Origin of the sequence: Polynucleobacter alcilacus, from assembly GCF_018881545.1 — a bacterium.
Taxonomy (GTDB): domain Bacteria; phylum Pseudomonadota; class Gammaproteobacteria; order Burkholderiales; family Burkholderiaceae; genus Polynucleobacter; species Polynucleobacter alcilacus.
This window is the reverse complement of sequence record NZ_JACVQD010000001.1, coordinates 1,165,525-1,180,306: the sequence shown is the minus strand read 5'-3', so window position 1 is coordinate 1,180,306 and position 14,782 is coordinate 1,165,525. Positions and strand designations below refer to the sequence as shown.

General features: G+C 45.1%; 18 protein-coding genes. 11 read left to right on the top strand and 7 right to left on the bottom strand.

Annotated elements, in window-relative coordinates; genetic code table 11:
- The first annotated feature begins 8 nt into the window (after positions 1-8).
- Genes argS through ICN45_RS06020 form a run of 3 tightly spaced genes read left to right on the top strand, consistent with a single transcriptional unit; the run spans position 9 to position 3,015 of the window.
- On the top strand, positions 9-1,736 hold the full coding sequence (gene argS / locus ICN45_RS06030; RefSeq protein WP_216174482.1) for an arginine--tRNA ligase: 1,728 nt from the start codon (positions 9-11) through the stop codon (positions 1,734-1,736).
- A gap of 38 nt (positions 1,737-1,774) precedes the next feature.
- Entirely contained in the window at positions 1,775-2,371 is a 597-nt protein-coding gene (locus tag ICN45_RS06025) for an SPOR domain-containing protein (RefSeq protein WP_216174480.1), read from the top strand.
- A complete protein-coding gene (locus tag ICN45_RS06020) occupies positions 2,368-3,015 on the top strand; it encodes a thiol:disulfide interchange protein DsbA/DsbL (protein ID WP_216174477.1) in 648 nt (215 codons plus the stop codon). The genes ICN45_RS06025 and ICN45_RS06020 overlap by 4 nt, the downstream gene beginning before the upstream one ends.
- 31 nt (positions 3,016-3,046) lie before the next feature.
- Here the strand turns inward: ICN45_RS06020 and ICN45_RS06015 are convergent, their stop codons facing one another.
- From ICN45_RS06015 to ICN45_RS05995, 5 genes are all read right to left on the bottom strand, one after another.
- Positions 3,047-3,823 (bottom strand): SDR family NAD(P)-dependent oxidoreductase, encoded by a 777-nt coding sequence (locus ICN45_RS06015; RefSeq protein ID WP_216174475.1) that lies wholly within the window; start codon positions 3,821-3,823, stop codon positions 3,047-3,049.
- Complete coding sequence (locus ICN45_RS06010; protein ID WP_255531107.1) at positions 3,820-4,974, bottom strand: SAM-dependent methyltransferase; 1,155 nt, start codon at positions 4,972-4,974, stop codon at positions 3,820-3,822. The genes ICN45_RS06015 and ICN45_RS06010 overlap by 4 nt, the downstream gene beginning before the upstream one ends.
- A 137-nt stretch (positions 4,975-5,111) precedes the next feature.
- Positions 5,112-5,897 carry a DUF1365 domain-containing protein gene (locus ICN45_RS06005; RefSeq protein ID WP_216174469.1) on the bottom strand — a complete coding sequence of 262 codons (786 nt, stop codon included), beginning with the start codon at positions 5,895-5,897 and terminating at the stop codon, positions 5,112-5,114.
- Positions 5,898-7,286, bottom strand: a complete 1,389-nt coding sequence (locus ICN45_RS06000) for an NAD(P)/FAD-dependent oxidoreductase (protein ID WP_216174466.1) — start codon at positions 7,284-7,286, stop codon at positions 5,898-5,900.
- Entirely contained in the window at positions 7,283-7,864 is a 582-nt protein-coding gene (locus ICN45_RS05995) for a glutathione peroxidase (RefSeq protein WP_216174463.1), read from the bottom strand. Before ICN45_RS05995 ends, ICN45_RS06000 begins: the two co-directional genes overlap by 4 nt.
- Positions 7,865-7,958: 94 nt before the next feature.
- Here ICN45_RS05995 and rfaE2 point away from each other — a divergent pair, with 94 nt between their 5' ends.
- Positions 7,959-8,447 (top strand): D-glycero-beta-D-manno-heptose 1-phosphate adenylyltransferase, encoded by a 489-nt coding sequence (gene rfaE2 / locus ICN45_RS05990; RefSeq protein WP_216174460.1) that lies wholly within the window; start codon positions 7,959-7,961, stop codon positions 8,445-8,447.
- On the opposite strand, the gene ICN45_RS05985 is transcribed toward rfaE2, so the two are convergent.
- Together ICN45_RS05985 and ICN45_RS05980 are read right to left on the bottom strand one after the other, a co-directional pair.
- Positions 8,444-9,256 carry a type III pantothenate kinase gene (locus ICN45_RS05985; protein WP_216174457.1) on the bottom strand — a complete coding sequence of 271 codons (813 nt, stop codon included), beginning with the start codon at positions 9,254-9,256 and terminating at the stop codon, positions 8,444-8,446. The two genes, rfaE2 and ICN45_RS05985, sit on opposite strands and share 4 nt — an antisense overlap.
- A complete protein-coding gene (locus ICN45_RS05980) occupies positions 9,253-10,053 on the bottom strand; it encodes a biotin--[acetyl-CoA-carboxylase] ligase (RefSeq protein ID WP_216174453.1) in 801 nt (266 codons plus the stop codon). Before ICN45_RS05980 ends, ICN45_RS05985 begins: the two co-directional genes overlap by 4 nt.
- Before the next feature lie 37 nt (positions 10,054-10,090).
- Here ICN45_RS05980 and ICN45_RS05975 point away from each other — a divergent pair, with 37 nt between their 5' ends.
- From ICN45_RS05975 to ICN45_RS05945, 7 genes are read left to right on the top strand one after another with little or no spacing between them, the layout of a single operon-like run.
- Positions 10,091-11,188 (top strand): VanZ family protein, encoded by a 1,098-nt coding sequence (locus tag ICN45_RS05975; protein WP_216174450.1) that lies wholly within the window; start codon positions 10,091-10,093, stop codon positions 11,186-11,188.
- Between the two features lie 16 nt (positions 11,189-11,204).
- Positions 11,205-11,513 (top strand): (2Fe-2S) ferredoxin domain-containing protein, encoded by a 309-nt coding sequence (locus ICN45_RS05970; RefSeq protein ID WP_216174447.1) that lies wholly within the window; start codon positions 11,205-11,207, stop codon positions 11,511-11,513.
- A 24-nt stretch (positions 11,514-11,537) separates the two neighbouring features.
- Entirely contained in the window at positions 11,538-12,254 is a 717-nt protein-coding gene (locus ICN45_RS05965) for an alpha/beta hydrolase (protein WP_216174444.1), read from the top strand.
- A 15-nt stretch (positions 12,255-12,269) separates the two neighbouring features.
- Positions 12,270-12,536: a YbeD family protein gene (locus ICN45_RS05960; protein WP_216174441.1), complete on the top strand. Its 267-nt coding sequence runs from the start codon at positions 12,270-12,272 to the stop codon at positions 12,534-12,536.
- 7 nt (positions 12,537-12,543) lie between these two features.
- Entirely contained in the window at positions 12,544-13,188 is a 645-nt protein-coding gene (gene lipB, locus ICN45_RS05955) for a lipoyl(octanoyl) transferase LipB (RefSeq protein ID WP_216174438.1), read from the top strand.
- Positions 13,185-14,195, top strand: coding sequence for a lipoyl synthase (gene lipA / locus ICN45_RS05950; RefSeq protein ID WP_216174435.1), 1,011 nt, complete (start codon positions 13,185-13,187; stop codon positions 14,193-14,195). Before lipB ends, lipA begins: the two co-directional genes overlap by 4 nt.
- Entirely contained in the window at positions 14,188-14,772 is a 585-nt protein-coding gene (locus ICN45_RS05945; RefSeq protein WP_255531106.1) for a hypothetical protein, read from the top strand. The genes lipA and ICN45_RS05945 overlap by 8 nt, the downstream gene beginning before the upstream one ends.
- Positions 14,773-14,782: the final 10 nt, after the last annotated feature.

Here is a 14,782-nt window from a genome sequence, read left to right as displayed (position 1 = left end):
ACTCTTCTATGTTGTCGACCAATAAAAATCGTTTAATTGAGATGCTTAGCAGTGCACTTCAGAGCCTGGCTCAAGAGCGCGGCTTTGCAGAAGCTCCTGTGCCTCGTTTAGAGCGCCCAAAGGCTGTAGATCACGGCGACATCGCCTGTAATATTGCGCTTCAGTTATCTAAGGCTTGGAAACTCAATCCTCGTGACTTGGCTCAGGCTTTAGTAGAGCGTTTGCAACAACAGTCCGGCTTTGATCAGCTAGTTACCTCTCTTGAAATTGCTGGACCAGGATTTATTAATTTGCGCTTAAGTAATGCTGCCAAAACAGCCGTGGTGACCGAGATTCTTGCGGAAGGTAGCCTTTTTGGCGAGCTGGCCCCCGATGCAGCTCCAGTAACTAGCGCCATGATTGAGTTTGTTTCTGCAAATCCCACCGGGCCTTTGCATGTGGGACATGGACGGCAAGCTGCACTTGGCGATGCGTTAGCCAATTTATTGGCAACTCAAGGCATTCGAGTTCACCGCGAGTTTTATTACAACGATGCAGGCGTGCAAATTGCAAACCTGGCTTTATCTGTTCAAGCGCGTTTAAAGAGTTTGAAGCCCGGGGATGCGGCCTGGCCTGAGCAAGCTTATAACGGTGAATATATTGCTGAGATTGCTAGTGCCTTTAAGGCATCTCCTCAATATCAAGATGACATCGAAGCAATGCGTCAGTTTGCGGTTGCTTACTTGCGCAATGAACAAGACATTGACTTAAAAACCTTTGGCGTTCAATTCGATTGTTATTACTTAGAATCTTCTTTATATACCGATGGTAGCGTTGCCCAAATTGTGGGTGATTTGCAAAGTATTGGTAAGACTTATGAGTCCGAAGGCGCATTGTGGTTGAAGACTACTGATGACGGCGATGACAAAGACCGCGTGATGCGTAAGTCTGATGGTAGCTTTACTTATTTTGTGCCTGATGTGGCCTATCACACCAGCAAGTGGAATCGTGGCTTTCATAAAGTAATTAATGTTCAGGGTAGTGACCATCATGGCACCATGGCCCGGGTCCGTTCTGGCTTGCAGGGCGTAGCTCAAAAGCGTGGCTGGGATATTCCGAAGACGTATCCAGAGTATGTATTGCATAAGATGGTTACCGTGATGAGACATGGTGAAGAGGTCAAGATTTCCAAACGTGCCGGCTCGTATGTGACAGTACGCGATTTAGTAGAGTGGTCAGGTGGCGTTACTCCGGAGATGACTCCAGCCGAGAGAGAATTAGCACTACAACGCGGCCGGGATGCAGTCCGCTTTTTCTTGATCTCGCGTAAAGCTGATACTGAATTTGTCTTTGATATTGATCTGGCCCTGCAGCAAAATGATGAGAATCCCGTGTTCTACGTTCAGTATGCCCATGCACGTATTAGCTCTATCTTGCAACAATGGGATGGGCAAACGTCTGATTTAGCAGCTGCAGATTTATCTTTATTGCAAAGCAAAGCTTCGGATCATTTATTGCGTCGCTTAGCAGAGTATCCCGAAGTACTCACGGATGCTGCTACTGAATTAGCTCCACACGCACTCGCTTTTTACTTACGCGATTTGGCTGGTGATTTCCATACCTTCTATAACGCTGACCGAGTCTTGGTGGATGATCAGAACCTTAAATTGGCCCGCTTAGCCCTTTTGTCGGCCACTCGCCAAGTCTTACAAAATGGTTTAAAAGTATTAGGGGTATCTGCTCCCGCTAAGATGTAGTGGCAGTAAATGAAGTGAAAATGTAAGATGAGGAAACAATGAAAAAACCGAATCAACAAACAGGCTTCATGAAGACTGATAAAGACAATGCCCAGTTTGGCGGCACCATCTTGGGCTTTATATTAGGCCTAGGCGCTGGTCTTGGTATTGCTTTTATGATTGCTTTCTACCTTTCTAAGAATACCCCCCAGGAAAGACCGGGGGTACGTGCACCCAATTTACCCTTAACGATTAAGCCTGCTGCTCCCCCTGCAGAGGGAGAAACCGCACCACCTGCTGAGCAATTGGATCTGAATAAGCCTTTGCAAAGTAAGACTCCAGCAGCTGCATCGCCTGACCCTATTGGTGATTTGGTGAGCGGTAAAAAGCCAGCCGATAATTCTGCTGCTAAATCAGACTCTATTTACTTCTTGCAAGTAGGCGCCTTTGTAAAACGAGCTGATGCTGATGCTCAAAAAGCAAACTTAGCAATTCAGGGTATTCAGGCACAACTCAGCGAAGTAACGAGCGACGGAAACACATTGTGGCGTGTCCGTACGGGCCCCTATAACAGTGTTGAAGACAGCAATCCTGTGCGAGATAAGTTGAATGGCATGGGCATCAAATCAACCCTTATTAAAGCCAGCAAATCATGATTTCATTTAGCAAAAGAATCCTCATTCTCCTAACGCTTTATTGTTTGAGCGGTATGGTTAGTGCACAAGGCCAAAAGATTGAAGAGGGCTTCGATTATCGTATTCTGCCCATCGCTCAGCCTGTAGAAACCAAGGGCAAAGTAGAGGTGATTGAGTTCTTTTGGTACGGCTGTCCGCATTGCTATGATTTTGAGCCAGAACTGACTAGCTGGGTTAAACGTCAGCCGAAGGATGTTGCTTTCCGGCGGGTCCCGGTCGCCTTCCGTGATGATTTTCTGCCACACAGCCAATTATTTTATGCGCTTGAAGCCATGGGCAAAGGGGATGCCATGAATGACAAGGTCATGTATGCCATGCATAAAGAGAACAAGCGCTTACTGACTGAGCCAGAGATTGCAGATTGGGTTGCTTCCCAAGGCATTGATCGCAATACCTTCTTGGCTACGTATCGTTCTTTTGCGGTGGTTTCTAAAGCGCGTGCTGCTAAGCAATTAACAGAAGCCTATCGCATCGATGGCGTTCCAACGATAGTGATGCAAGGAAAGTATGTCACTTCACCGTCAATTGCCGGATCTAAATCCAAAGCAATTGCAGTGATGGATTATTTAGAAGAAAAGATTCGAAAAGAGAAATACAAGCAGTAATGACCTTGTTTGATTTAATTGCTACTGCAGCTTAGATTTTTACAAAGCGGCGGACAATCCAAAAGTACAGTGGATAAGGCAATATTCTGAGAAATTTTAAGAATCTTGAAAATCTTTTAGGGAAATGAATGTCAAATTCTCCCTTTTGGATCCCACTCAAGATCTCAGTGGCAGCCTCTTCAGCACTAATGAGGGCGGGCATCTCAAAATCATTCTGAGCGGTGGCTTCTGTGGCAACAAACCCTGGAGAAATCATATGAACACTGATACCTTGAGGGAGAAGATCATAGTAAAGCGTTTCACAGAAATTGATGATTGCAGCCTTGCTAGGCCCATAAGCTAAGGCTTTAGGTAATCCGCTATATCCCGCAACACTGCCAACGATGGCAATGTGACCATTGTGCGCCTTGAGCATTTCAGGCAACACTAAGGCAACTGCACGCATAGGTCCTAGTAGGTTGGCGTTAATCGTTTGTTCTGCGATCTCAATGGTAAAACTATCTGCACGCAACGGCATATAAACACCAGAGACAAAAAGTAAAAGATCTACGCCGCCCCAGGTATTGAGGATGGAGGCATATCCCGCTTTGAATTGTGCATCATCGGTGACATCTAAGGGTAGCACCAAAGTTTGACCGAGTTGACCCTGGGATGCTATTGGGATTAAGCGTTCTTCCCTGCGACTAGAGAGGGCAACTTTAGCCCCTGATTGGATGAGTGCTTTAGCACAAGCTTCGCCAATACCACTAGAGGCGCCAATGACCCAGACACGTTTTCCTGAAAAAAGAGCGATACCCTTTTGCTTCATACGCTGAGAGCATCAGGAGATGCGTGTTTGGGTTGATGACTCAGGGTAAATTGCACTACATCGATGCTGCGCTCTGCAAATCCTGCAGCACAATACATGAGATAGAAATTCCAGAGACGGATAAAAGCTTCATCAAATCCTAGCCGACGAACTTCATGAAGTTTTTGATTGAAACTCTCGCGCCATAGACAAAGCGTTTTTGCATAGTCAACCCCAAAAGCAAATTCAGCTTCAATTTGTAATCCAGCCTTAGCGGCACTTTCTTTAAAGCTCGTGCGAGAGGGGAGCATTCCACCAGGGAATACATATTGCTGAATAAAGTCCGTACTTTGACGGTAGCGATCAAAGAACTCTTCGGCAATCACAATGGTTTGAATGCAGGCTTTACCGCCGGCTTTTAGACATTTGGCCAGTGTCTGAAAATATTCGGGCCAATGTTTCTCTCCGACAGCCTCGAACATTTCAACTGAAGCAATGCCTTCATACTGTTCTTCGCAGTCACGATAATCTTGCAAACGAACTTCAAATGGTTTTGGATCTACTATTTGTAACTGGATTTTTTGCAATCGATCTTCAGCAAAGACTTTTTGTTCTGTAGATAAGGTAAGACCCGTAATGGCCATATTACTTCTTAGGGCTTCCTCCATAACACCGCCCCAGCCACAACCTATCTCTAGAATGTGATCGCCTGGCTTAGTTCTCAAAGATTGAAAAATACGTCCAATCTTGGCGCGCTGGGCATCGACGAGAGAGTGCTTATCTCCCCCAGAAAACCAGGCACTGGAATAGCTCATCGTTGGATCAAGCCATAAGGTGTAGAAAGCATTTCCAAGATCATAGTGGGCATGAATATTCTTGCGGCTACCCGATTTCGAGTTGTCGCGCAGCCAATGTCTGATACGGTAAAGAATGGATCCGTACCAGTTACCATAGATGGCTTTTTCGAGAATGGTCCGATTGCGAATCGCTAGCTCCAGAATGGCTTTTAGATCTGGTGTATTCCATTCCCCACGAATATAACTCTCTGCAAAGCCAATATCTCCGTGAGAAATCACTTGTCTAAAGACTGACCAATCTAAGATGTGTATCTCAGCATGTAGTTCATCGGCTTGATTTCCAAACTCCTTCACATCACCATTGGGTAGCGTCATTTTTAAGTGGCCGCTACTCAGCTGCGATAAAAGTCGTAAAAGTGTATTAGTACTAATACGAAAAGGGTTGGCCTTGGCAGCATTTCTCTGTGGCCCTGAGAAATTTAGTCTCGATAGAAGGGATTGTCCAGGACGATTCATTTGCTAACTTCGAATTCTGGTGGGTTGGGCTTTGAGTGAAAGGGTACACCTTTTAGCCATAATTTCAAGGCTTGCCAGTGGATACGAAATATTACCCCAAGACTCATTAAAGGAAAGCGTAGAAACGCCAGCCAGAGCTTGCGTTGACTTAAGGGATAACTAGTTCCGCTGATACTGGTATTGATCAGTGGAGAGCCATCTTCATGCAGTTCAATTCGGCAAACTGAATGAGTCCCGCTACTGCTGTCTTGAGGAAATAGGAAACGAAAATGGTACTCGCCACGTACCTCACAAAATGGGGATACATAGAATACTTTTTTACTGTTGAGTGTTTCGCCAGAACATAAAACATCCCCTGAGCTTTTGTAGAGCAAGTAGCAGTGACGCTCCCCAAAGGTATTATTCACTTCAGCCAGTACAGCCTGTACTTGACCATCTGCGCGTGTGCACATCCAAAAACTGATGGGATTAAATACATAAGCTAAAACTCTTGGAAAAGTTTGTAGCCAAATTTCGCCATCTACATTGGGGATTGCATTTTCTTGCAATATATTCTCAATCCATTTCAGACTATCTTCTTGCCCAAGGCCATGATCTTTATCAAAGAAAGAAAATAAGCCTAGGCGATTGTCTTTTAAGCCGTATTGATTTAATAGCTGAGGATTAAGACTCCTGGCACGCATTGGGATAGATATGGTGAATACACCATAACCAAAGGCATTTTTGGCTGGCCTAAGTCGCTGATGCTTCACAAGCCCAAAGTTAATCTTTGGCGAATTCATTTATTGAGCGTCTTGCTTAGGAAGTATTTTGTGTGGAGACCGAATACGCTCGATTAAGGCTTCTGCTACCAGTTCACCAGAACGTAAGCCGTCCTCATGAAAGCCAAAGCCGGTCCAGGCACCGCAATACCAGATAGAGGATGCGCCTTGTATGAGCGGCAATTCTTTTTGCGCTTGAATGGCACTCATATCAAAGACGGGGTGTGAATAATGGATTTCTTGATGAATCAGCCGAGGATCTGGCTCCGAAGCAGGATTAAGGCTAACGATAATGGGAATATCTTTAAGCTGATCGGGCAGTGGCTGCAAGCGATTAATCAGGTAGTTGACGCTGACATGCTGCTTTGATGACAACTTCATGCCTGACTTGGCGGTGTAATTCCAGGCTGCCCAACAGCGTTTTTCATTGGGCAAAAATCGGACATCAGTATGAAGAATTGCGCGATTCTTTTGATAAGGAATTGCTGCCAAAATATTTCGGGCTTGTTGATTAATTCCGTGAACTACATCAAGTGTTTGATCGCTATGACAGGCCATGACAACTTCGTCAAAAAATACTGAACCGGATTGAGTAAGCAGCTCAACTTGAGATGTGCCATCTTGAGGGGCATTAATGCGCTGTACAGCCTCGCGAACAATCTTTACTTGATGAGTGGCTAAGGCAGCCAAAATGCGTTTCACGTATTCTCGTGAGCCACCTTGAATCGTAAGCCATTGAGGACGGTTTTGGATCTGCAATAAACCATGGTTGTGACAGAAGCGGACCATCGTTTGAATCGGAAACTCGAGCATTTGCTCAACTGAACAAGACCAGATCGCGCCGATCATTGGTAAAAAATAATTTTCTCTAAAGCTTTGACTGAGGCGGTTACGGTCTAGGAAGTTGGCAATCGTTTCATTAGGCTCTTTGTAAAGATGACCTGCATCAATTTGCTGTTTAGCTAGCTTAGTTGCTAGACGATTGAAGCGTAAAATATCGTAAGCCATTCGCCAAAAGGATGGTGAGAGCAAATTAGACCTCTGGCCAAAGAATGAGTTGAGATCGTTTCCGGCCCATTCAATATTTTTGTTACCTTGATTTTTCTCGGATGTATCAATTGATACTGAGAAGGACATTTCCGAAGGAGCTATGGGAGCTTGAATTTCTTCAAAGAGCCGGACTAGGCGCGGATAGGTTTTGCGATTGAAAACCAAGAACCCAGTGTCAACCCCATGCGTGATTTGCTTGCCGTTAACTGGGCAATTGAAATCAACTGTATTACTATGGCCGCCAATGTGATCGCCAGACTCATAGATGGTTAAGTCAAATTCAGGATGCTCTCGTAAGGCATAAGCGCAGCCGAGCCCAGATATGCCAGACCCAACAATGGCGATACGTTTTTTTATCACTGGGACTTTTCTCCCAAGAGCTTTTCGATTGCACCAGTGAGGCTGCTACTGCTTGGCTTGGTCATGCTGCCGTAGGAGTCAATCACATTTCCGTTGCGGTCAATCAGATATTTATAAAAGTTCCATTTTGGAGTTGTACCGGTTTTAGTAATCAACATCTTAAAGAGGGGGTTCGGGTTGCTGCCTGAGACCGAGCTCTTTGCAAACATCGGGAACTTCACGTCATAGGTATTTTTACAAAAATCAGCTATTTCTTTATTGCTTCCTGGCTCCTGTTGGCCAAAATCATTAGAAGGAAAACCCAAAACTACGAAACCCTGATCTTTGTATTTGGCATAAATCTTCTCAAGTCCTTCATATTGACTGGTAAAGCCACAAAAGCTGGCGGTATTCACAACGAGGATTACTTTGCCCTGGTATTGGCAGAGGTTTTGTGGGGCCTCATCCTGCAGACGGGGGAAGGTATGCGATAACAGAGGGCTGCAACTAGTGGCAGCATTGGCAATGTTTATATCGGCTAGGAGGGCTAGTGGGGTAAAAAGCCAAGAGAGGATGAATCGGGGGATACGGCAGTGCATTTAGCGCCTTCTTTTATTGGATCCTGAGTGCATCAAGTCTAAGACATTCTGAGTAATATCGCTGGACTACTCCTAAAGCCATTAATATTGAGCTATGAGTTCTTTACCGCTACCTTCTTTTGAATCTAAAGTTTGTCCTCTGGACCAGCTTGCAGCACGCATTGCAAAGCTTCCTAGACCATTGGTATTTACTAATGGGGTATTTGATATCTTGCATCGCGGACATGCCAGCTATTTAGCTCAAGCGCGCGCTCTAGGTGGAAGCCTAGTAGCGGGCGTGAATTCAGATGCTTCAGTAAAAATGCTGGGTAAAGGCGATGACAGGCCAATTAATTCAGAGGCTGATCGTCAAGCCTTGTTAGCCGCCCTTGAGAGTGTTGATATGGTGGTGCTCTTTGCTGAGCAAACGCCAGTGAACTTGATTGAGAAAATTCGGCCGGATATTTATGTCAAAGGCGGCGATTATGAAATTGATACCTTGGCAGAAACACATTTAGTGAAAAGCTGGGGAGGCAAAGCGATCGCCATTCCATTTCTTTATGAGCGCTCGACTACCAGCCTCCTCGGTAGGATCCGCTCTTAAAGATTCTGCAGTAACCAGGCCCAAATACCGCGGAGGACTAAGCCCTCAACAGGTTCGATGACGATTAAACCTGCCGTTTGAGATCGATTTATCTCATTAACCAGAATTTTGGCGTTACCCCCATCGACCCACACTCTTTCGACTGGATGATTCATTTCTTTGGCCAATTGAATGGCATATTGGATCGCGCCGACTTGAGCAGCGTCGCACCCGCCAATAATGGCATCGTTGGTAGACAAGCCAAAGCCTTGATTAGGATCACCACGGACAGCAAGAGGAAGTTGCGCAGTGTTCCTCTCCAAGCTTGTTTGCATTAGCTCGAGTCCCGGCAAGATCCAGCCACCATAGTGCACTCCATTTGAGCCAAGTAAATCAATGGTGGTAGCTGTTCCAGCGTTAATGATTAAGGTGTTAGTGCTGGATAGGGCGCGCGCGCCAATGACGGCAGCCCAACGGTCTGCACCTAGCTTGCTAGGATCTCGATAAAGAGTACGAACGCCGGCATATTCAGTATTGCCGCTGAGCTGTTTCCAGGAAATAGCCCCCCATTGTGGAAAAAGGGATTTGAGATTTTCAATCGCGTCTTCGCCAGCCACGCAACTAAACCCAATGACATCTGGCATGGGCAAAGTTTTAGCGATGTAATCAGCAAGCTCCGATCTATGTTCAGGAGATGCTAAAGATTTGCTGCTGATAGATCCAGAGTAGGCCCACAACTTCTTTTGTCGATCTGATGGCTGTTGTGATGATTCAACGGCAGCCCATTTGAGGCGCGTATTACCAACGTCGAATAATAAGTAAAGACTCATGATTGAACTCTTAAAGAAACATCACCAGCATGAATGGTGATGGTTTTATTTTCTTGTTGTAATAGTAGTGCACCAGTGTGGTCTATCCCTTTTGCAACTCCATATAGGGAATCTTTACCTGTATCAGAGATGCATACCGCTTGATCTTGATAAGCATCCCACTTCTTCCATTGCTCTTCAAAAAGGATGAAGCCATGGCGATCAAATTCATTGAGACGGCGCTCCAGAGCAGAAACGATTTTTAGCCAAAGGTATTCCATATCGGGAATTTTGGATGGTGCTTGCAGTATTTGATCCAGCGATCCAATCTTCAGATTATTGAGATTACTCAAGCTTGCTTCAATTGCATTAGCATTGCACAAATTAAGTCCAACACCAATAATCATCCAGCTTGGATCACTGGGTTTTGTTTGACCACCTTCTATCAAAATGCCGCCAAGCTTCGCCCCATTTAGGAGTAAATCATTGGGCCACTTTAGGCGTATACCCTTTTGATATAACGCTTCTTCATCTAGTCCACATGCTTGTGCGATGCCGGAGATTGTCGCTAACCCTACTAATAGACTAAGCCCAGTGAGTTCGGCCGGACTTCTTTTAAATGGAAAGGCCAAGGAAAAGCAGAGTGAGTCTTCTGGGTTGGCGAGCCATGTGCGCCCAGCCCTACCTTTGCCCGCAGTTTGTTTATGGGCAAGCCGGGCTATTGGGTCAATCAGCTGTCCAGCGCGCCAGCGCTCCAAAAGATCGTCATTGGTAGATCTAGTTTCGGCAACGCGTTCAAGGATGCTATTTGCAGTCATTTCGCCATTGTAGAAAGGTCTGACCTAGAATTGTGGGATGGATCAAAAAGAGCAGCGCCCCCACAAGTTTGTTTGGCCCCTCCAGGCCATGCCGCTTGCTCGGGCTATGAGTCTGAGCTATGCGCTATTAATCATTTATGTCAGCCTCAATCCCTTTGATTTTGATTTTCATAATGGAATATCTGCCTCAGCCTGGTTAGATGCCCCTTTACCCCGCTTTATTACTTTATTTGATGTATCGGTCAATATCCTGGCTTATATCCCATTTGGGTTTTTATTAGTTTTCGCTACGTATCCCCGTTGGCGTAATTTTGTGGCCCTGAGCATAGCCATTGGACTGAGTGCTTTATTGGCGTTTAGTGTAGAAACCTTGCAATCTTGGGTGCCTACCCGCATTCCTAGCTCGATGGATTGGTGGGCTAATGTGTTTGGCGGTCTCTTGGGTGGATTGCTGGCTATTCCGCTGGGCCCGCAATGGTTGTCTGGTAGTGCTATTCGTCGTCGCTTTGATCAGTGGTTTGGCCTGGATTGGGGAGGTTGCACCCTTTTATTGTTATTTCCCTGGTCGCAAATCTATCCTCAAAGTTCTTGGCTTGGAACTGGTGTATGGGGGCATGCTATTTTTGGTTCAATTGATTGGGGAACGTTCGTTATCAATCAAGTGGTGCAAGAGACATTCATTACTGCACTTTGTTGGCTTGGTGTGGCCTTGCTACTCTCATCGGGCTTAAGAGCAAAAGCACCACAATGGCGGATCTTAAATGGACTACTGTGTTTCACTGTATTAATGAAGACTTTCTTCACTGCACTCCAGTTTGGTGGAGAGTTTAGTTTGATCTGGCTCACAGCTGGAGCATTATGGGGAATGGTGCTGGGAAGTATCTCATTGCGATGGGCTCTGAGATTGAGACAAAAAGCCAAGTTTTGGCTAGCGCTATTTTGTTTGATTACTGCCACTATTGTGATCAATCAGTTGCCTGATAACCCGTATTTCATTATGAATTTGCGCCATTGGCATCAAGGTCGCTTAGTACACTTTAATGAGTTAATGCAATGGGTTTCAGTGGTATGGTTACCTGTTGCATTGATTTGGATGATTCAAAACAATGCCGCAGAAATGAAATCGAAACATTGACGAATATAATTTTTATATGAGCTATTCACACCACTTATTTTTTTGTTTAAATCAGCGCAGTAATGGCGAAGATTGTTGCGATCGCCATAACGCATTTGCATTATTTGAATATGCAAAAAAAAGGGTAAAAGAACTCGGTCTTGCTGGCCCGGGCAAGATTCGTGTTAATAAGGCAGGGTGTTTAGATCGCTGTGCAGATGGCCCAGTAATGGTGATTTATCCCGAAGGTATTTGGTATACCTTGGTAGATCAAGAGGATGTTGAAGAAATTATTCAATCCCATTTAATTGAAGGGCGTCCAGTAGAGCGTCTGCAATTAGCATAGTGTTTTATTGCTGAAAGTTTTCTCATGAATAGCCGTACCAAAGTAATTCAGATTAATGGCATTGTTGGCTCAATAGAAATGTCCATTGACCTTCCTGATGAATTAAAAAATGATCCATCCTATTCAGTGCGCGGCTTGGCTTTAGTCGCCCATCCGCACCCGCTCATGGGCGGCACGATGGATAACAAAGTTGCCCAGACTATGGCCCGCGCTTTTAATCAACTGGGTTACGTCAGCGTGCGCCCTAATTTTCGTGGTGTGGGCAGCACAGCAGGCGTGCATGATGATGGCGTTGGCGAATTGGAAGATTTATTGCATGTGACGGATTGGATGCGCACCCCATCTAGCTGGGCTCAATTTGAGGCAACCCTGAATCAATCTTGGGTTTCTGGTGTGAATACCTTGCCACTCGTAATTTCAGGTTTCTCCTTTGGTAGTTTTGTTGGAAGCCATTTGGTTAAAAGACTTTCTGAATTGGGACGCCCAGCTGAACGCTTAGTGATGGTTGGTAGTGCTGCTGGTAAATGGACCCTCGCTCCAGTTCCTGCAGATACCATCCTCATTCATGGGGAAGTGGATGAAACCATTCCTTTGATCGATGTGTTTGATTGGGCGCGCCCACAAGAATTGACTGTACAAGTAGTGCCAGGTGCCGACCACTTTTTCCATCGCCGCTTACATTGCATCCGCAATATTATTACTGGTGCATGGCTTGGTATGCCAGATCATCGCAAACAATAAGAGACTCTAAAAACTATGGCTGAAGAAAAATCACTGATCGAGTATCCATCGCAATTTCCCATTAAGGTAATGGGCAAGGCTAATCCAGAATATTTACCAGCAATTATTCACATCGCTAAGCAATTTGATCCAACGTTCGATGAGAGCAAGGTTGAACAAAGACCTTCTAAGGACGGAAATTACTTAGGGATTACTTTGCCGATCACCGCTACTAGTCGTGAGCAATTAGATGAGTTATATAGAACCTTGTCTACACATCCCCTAGTAAGTATCGTTCTGTAATTGCTCGATGCCCCTTTTGGTAAAACATCTCGGTTTAGTGGAATACGTACCAACGTATGAGGCGATGCAAACTTTTACCAAAGAGCGTCACAGTTCAACACCAGATGAGATTTGGGTTTTAGAACACGTACCCGTCTTTACCTTAGGGCTTGCAGGTGATGCGAGTAATCTGCATTCACCAAGCAGCCAAATTCCGCTAGTGCAGGTTGATCGTGGTGGTGAGATCACCTATCACGGCCCGGGCCAGATTGTGGTTTATCTCCTTCTGGATCTCAAGCGCCTTGGGATTTTTGTAAAAGAATTCGTCTCACGCATTGAGCAGGCACTGATTGATACTCTGGCCGATTTCGGGATTCAAGCAGAAAGACGTCCTGGCGCACCAGGGATTTATGTGGCTAAGCAGCCCGGAATTCCTGCGGAATGGATTGGTGCAAAGGTGGCGGCTTTAGGCTTAAAAGTCTCTAAAAACTGTTCTTATCATGGTCTAGCTCTGAATGTAGCTACTGATTTAGAAGCTTTCGAGCGGATCCACCCTTGTGGGTACGAGGGTTTAAAGACGGTTGATATGCAAACTCTTGGGATCAAGGACAATATGGGGATTATTAGCCAAAAGCTTTTGGAGCATTTACAAAAGCAACTGATGTCATCATGACCATAATTAAAACCAATACCGACAAGTCTTTTGAGGCGCGCCAAGACCTCAATTACGACGCATCTCGTAAACAAAAGTCGAGCGAGAAGACTGCGCGTATTCCAATCAAGATTATTCCTTTGGTGGAAGTTTTAAAGAAGCCAGACTGGATTCGGGTTAAAGCAGCATCAGGAAATTCTCGTTTTAATGAGATCAAAAAAATCTTGCGTGAAAACGAGCTTGTCACGGTTTGCGAAGAAGCCAGTTGTCCTAATATTGGTGAGTGTTTTGGCAAAGGTACTGCCACATTCATGATCATGGGCGATAAGTGCACTCGACGTTGCCCATTCTGTGATGTTGGGCATGGTAGACCGGATCCTCTTGATATAAAAGAACCTGCCAACTTAGCTCGTACGATCGCTGCATTGAAATTAAATTACGTAGTGATTACCAGCGTAGATCGTGATGATTTACGGGATGGCGGTGCCATGCATTATGTCGATTGTATTTCGCAATCACGCGCACTTTCACCGAATACGCGTATTGAAGTATTGGTGCCAGATTTTCGTGGGCGTCTAGATAAAGCATTGAATATTTTTTCCGAGCACGCGCCTAGTGGTCTGCCAGATGTGATGAACCATAATCTAGAAACAGTTCCCCGTTTGTACAAAGAAGCAAGACCAGGAGCTGATTATTTGCACTCTTTAAAACTCTTGAAAGATTTCAAAGAACGCTTTACTCATATTCCAACGAAGAGTGGTTTGATGCTTGGTCTTGGTGAAACTGACGAAGAAATATTAGAAGTTATGCGGGATATGCGTGAGCACAATATAGATATGCTTACCATTGGTCAGTACCTCGCACCATCAGGTCATCACCTTCCAGTAAGGCGCTATGTTCATCCTGATGTTTTTAAGATGTTTGAAGCAGAGGCTTATGCCATGGGCTTTTCCCACGCTGCAGTGGGTGCAATGGTGCGCTCGAGCTACCATGCTGATCAACAGGCCCTCGGAGCGGGAGTTGTCTAAAGGTTTCGCAAAAGCATGCGCTTTACTGGCAGTTGCAATTCTTCTAGTAGCCTGCAGTCCAAAACTAGACTGGCGCACTGTTCAGTCACCTCAAGAAAGATATACCGCTTTATTTCCTGGTAAACCAGATAAGCTGGAGCGACGCATTCCTTATCAAGATCAAGAATTGCTTCAAACTCTTGAGGCTGTAAAAATAGATGATGATATTTATGCCATCAGCTCTATTCAGCTCTCCGTCGATCAGATTGCCTCATTACCAAAGCTGCTCTTGCACTTGCAAAATAATATCCTGGAGAGAGCCAAAGCAAGCGGTGGAATAGTAGAGGAAGAGAGTGCGACTTATCAAACTGCTAGTCGTCAGCGTATACCAACGCAAGACTACTTCATCACATTAAAATCGGATGGAAAAGCACAGCAATTCATGCGAGTGCGTTGGATTACTCGTCCAATGAGTGATGGCGGTGTATGGGTCTATCAAGTATCAGTATTGCACGCCAACGCAAATGCGGACAACGCAAAGATAATGTTATCTAAAGAAGAATACACAAACTTCTTTAATGACTTCTATCCAGAATAAAAATCAACAC

Excerpts from the sequence above, each read along its gene's own strand:
- argS (WP_216174482.1), top strand. The coding sequence starts at position 9 with ATGTTGTCGACCAATAAAAATCGTTTAATTGAGATGCTTAGCAGTGCA.
- ICN45_RS06025 (WP_216174480.1), top strand. The coding sequence starts at position 1,775 with ATGAAAAAACCGAATCAACAAACAGGCTTCATGAAGACTGATAAAGAC.
- ICN45_RS06020 (WP_216174477.1), top strand. The coding sequence starts at position 2,368 with ATGATTTCATTTAGCAAAAGAATCCTCATTCTCCTAACGCTTTATTGT.
- ICN45_RS06015 (WP_216174475.1), bottom strand. The coding sequence starts at position 3,823 with ATGAAGCAAAAGGGTATCGCTCTTTTTTCAGGAAAACGTGTCTGGGTC.
- ICN45_RS06010 (WP_255531107.1), bottom strand. The coding sequence starts at position 4,974 with ATGACGCTACCCAATGGTGATGTGAAGGAGTTTGGAAATCAAGCCGAT.
- ICN45_RS06005 (WP_216174469.1), bottom strand. The coding sequence starts at position 5,897 with ATGAATTCGCCAAAGATTAACTTTGGGCTTGTGAAGCATCAGCGACTT.
- ICN45_RS05995 (WP_216174463.1), bottom strand. The coding sequence starts at position 7,864 with ATGCACTGCCGTATCCCCCGATTCATCCTCTCTTGGCTTTTTACCCCA.
- rfaE2 (WP_216174460.1), top strand. The coding sequence starts at position 7,959 with ATGAGTTCTTTACCGCTACCTTCTTTTGAATCTAAAGTTTGTCCTCTG.
- ICN45_RS05985 (WP_216174457.1), bottom strand. The coding sequence starts at position 9,256 with ATGAGTCTTTACTTATTATTCGACGTTGGTAATACGCGCCTCAAATGG.
- ICN45_RS05980 (WP_216174453.1), bottom strand. The coding sequence starts at position 10,053 with ATGACTGCAAATAGCATCCTTGAACGCGTTGCCGAAACTAGATCTACC.
- ICN45_RS05975 (WP_216174450.1), top strand. The coding sequence starts at position 10,091 with ATGGATCAAAAAGAGCAGCGCCCCCACAAGTTTGTTTGGCCCCTCCAG.
- ICN45_RS05970 (WP_216174447.1), top strand. The coding sequence starts at position 11,205 with ATGAGCTATTCACACCACTTATTTTTTTGTTTAAATCAGCGCAGTAAT.
- ICN45_RS05965 (WP_216174444.1), top strand. The coding sequence starts at position 11,538 with ATGAATAGCCGTACCAAAGTAATTCAGATTAATGGCATTGTTGGCTCA.
- ICN45_RS05960 (WP_216174441.1), top strand. The coding sequence starts at position 12,270 with ATGGCTGAAGAAAAATCACTGATCGAGTATCCATCGCAATTTCCCATT.
- lipB (WP_216174438.1), top strand. The coding sequence starts at position 12,544 with ATGCCCCTTTTGGTAAAACATCTCGGTTTAGTGGAATACGTACCAACG.
- lipA (WP_216174435.1), top strand. The coding sequence starts at position 13,185 with ATGACCATAATTAAAACCAATACCGACAAGTCTTTTGAGGCGCGCCAA.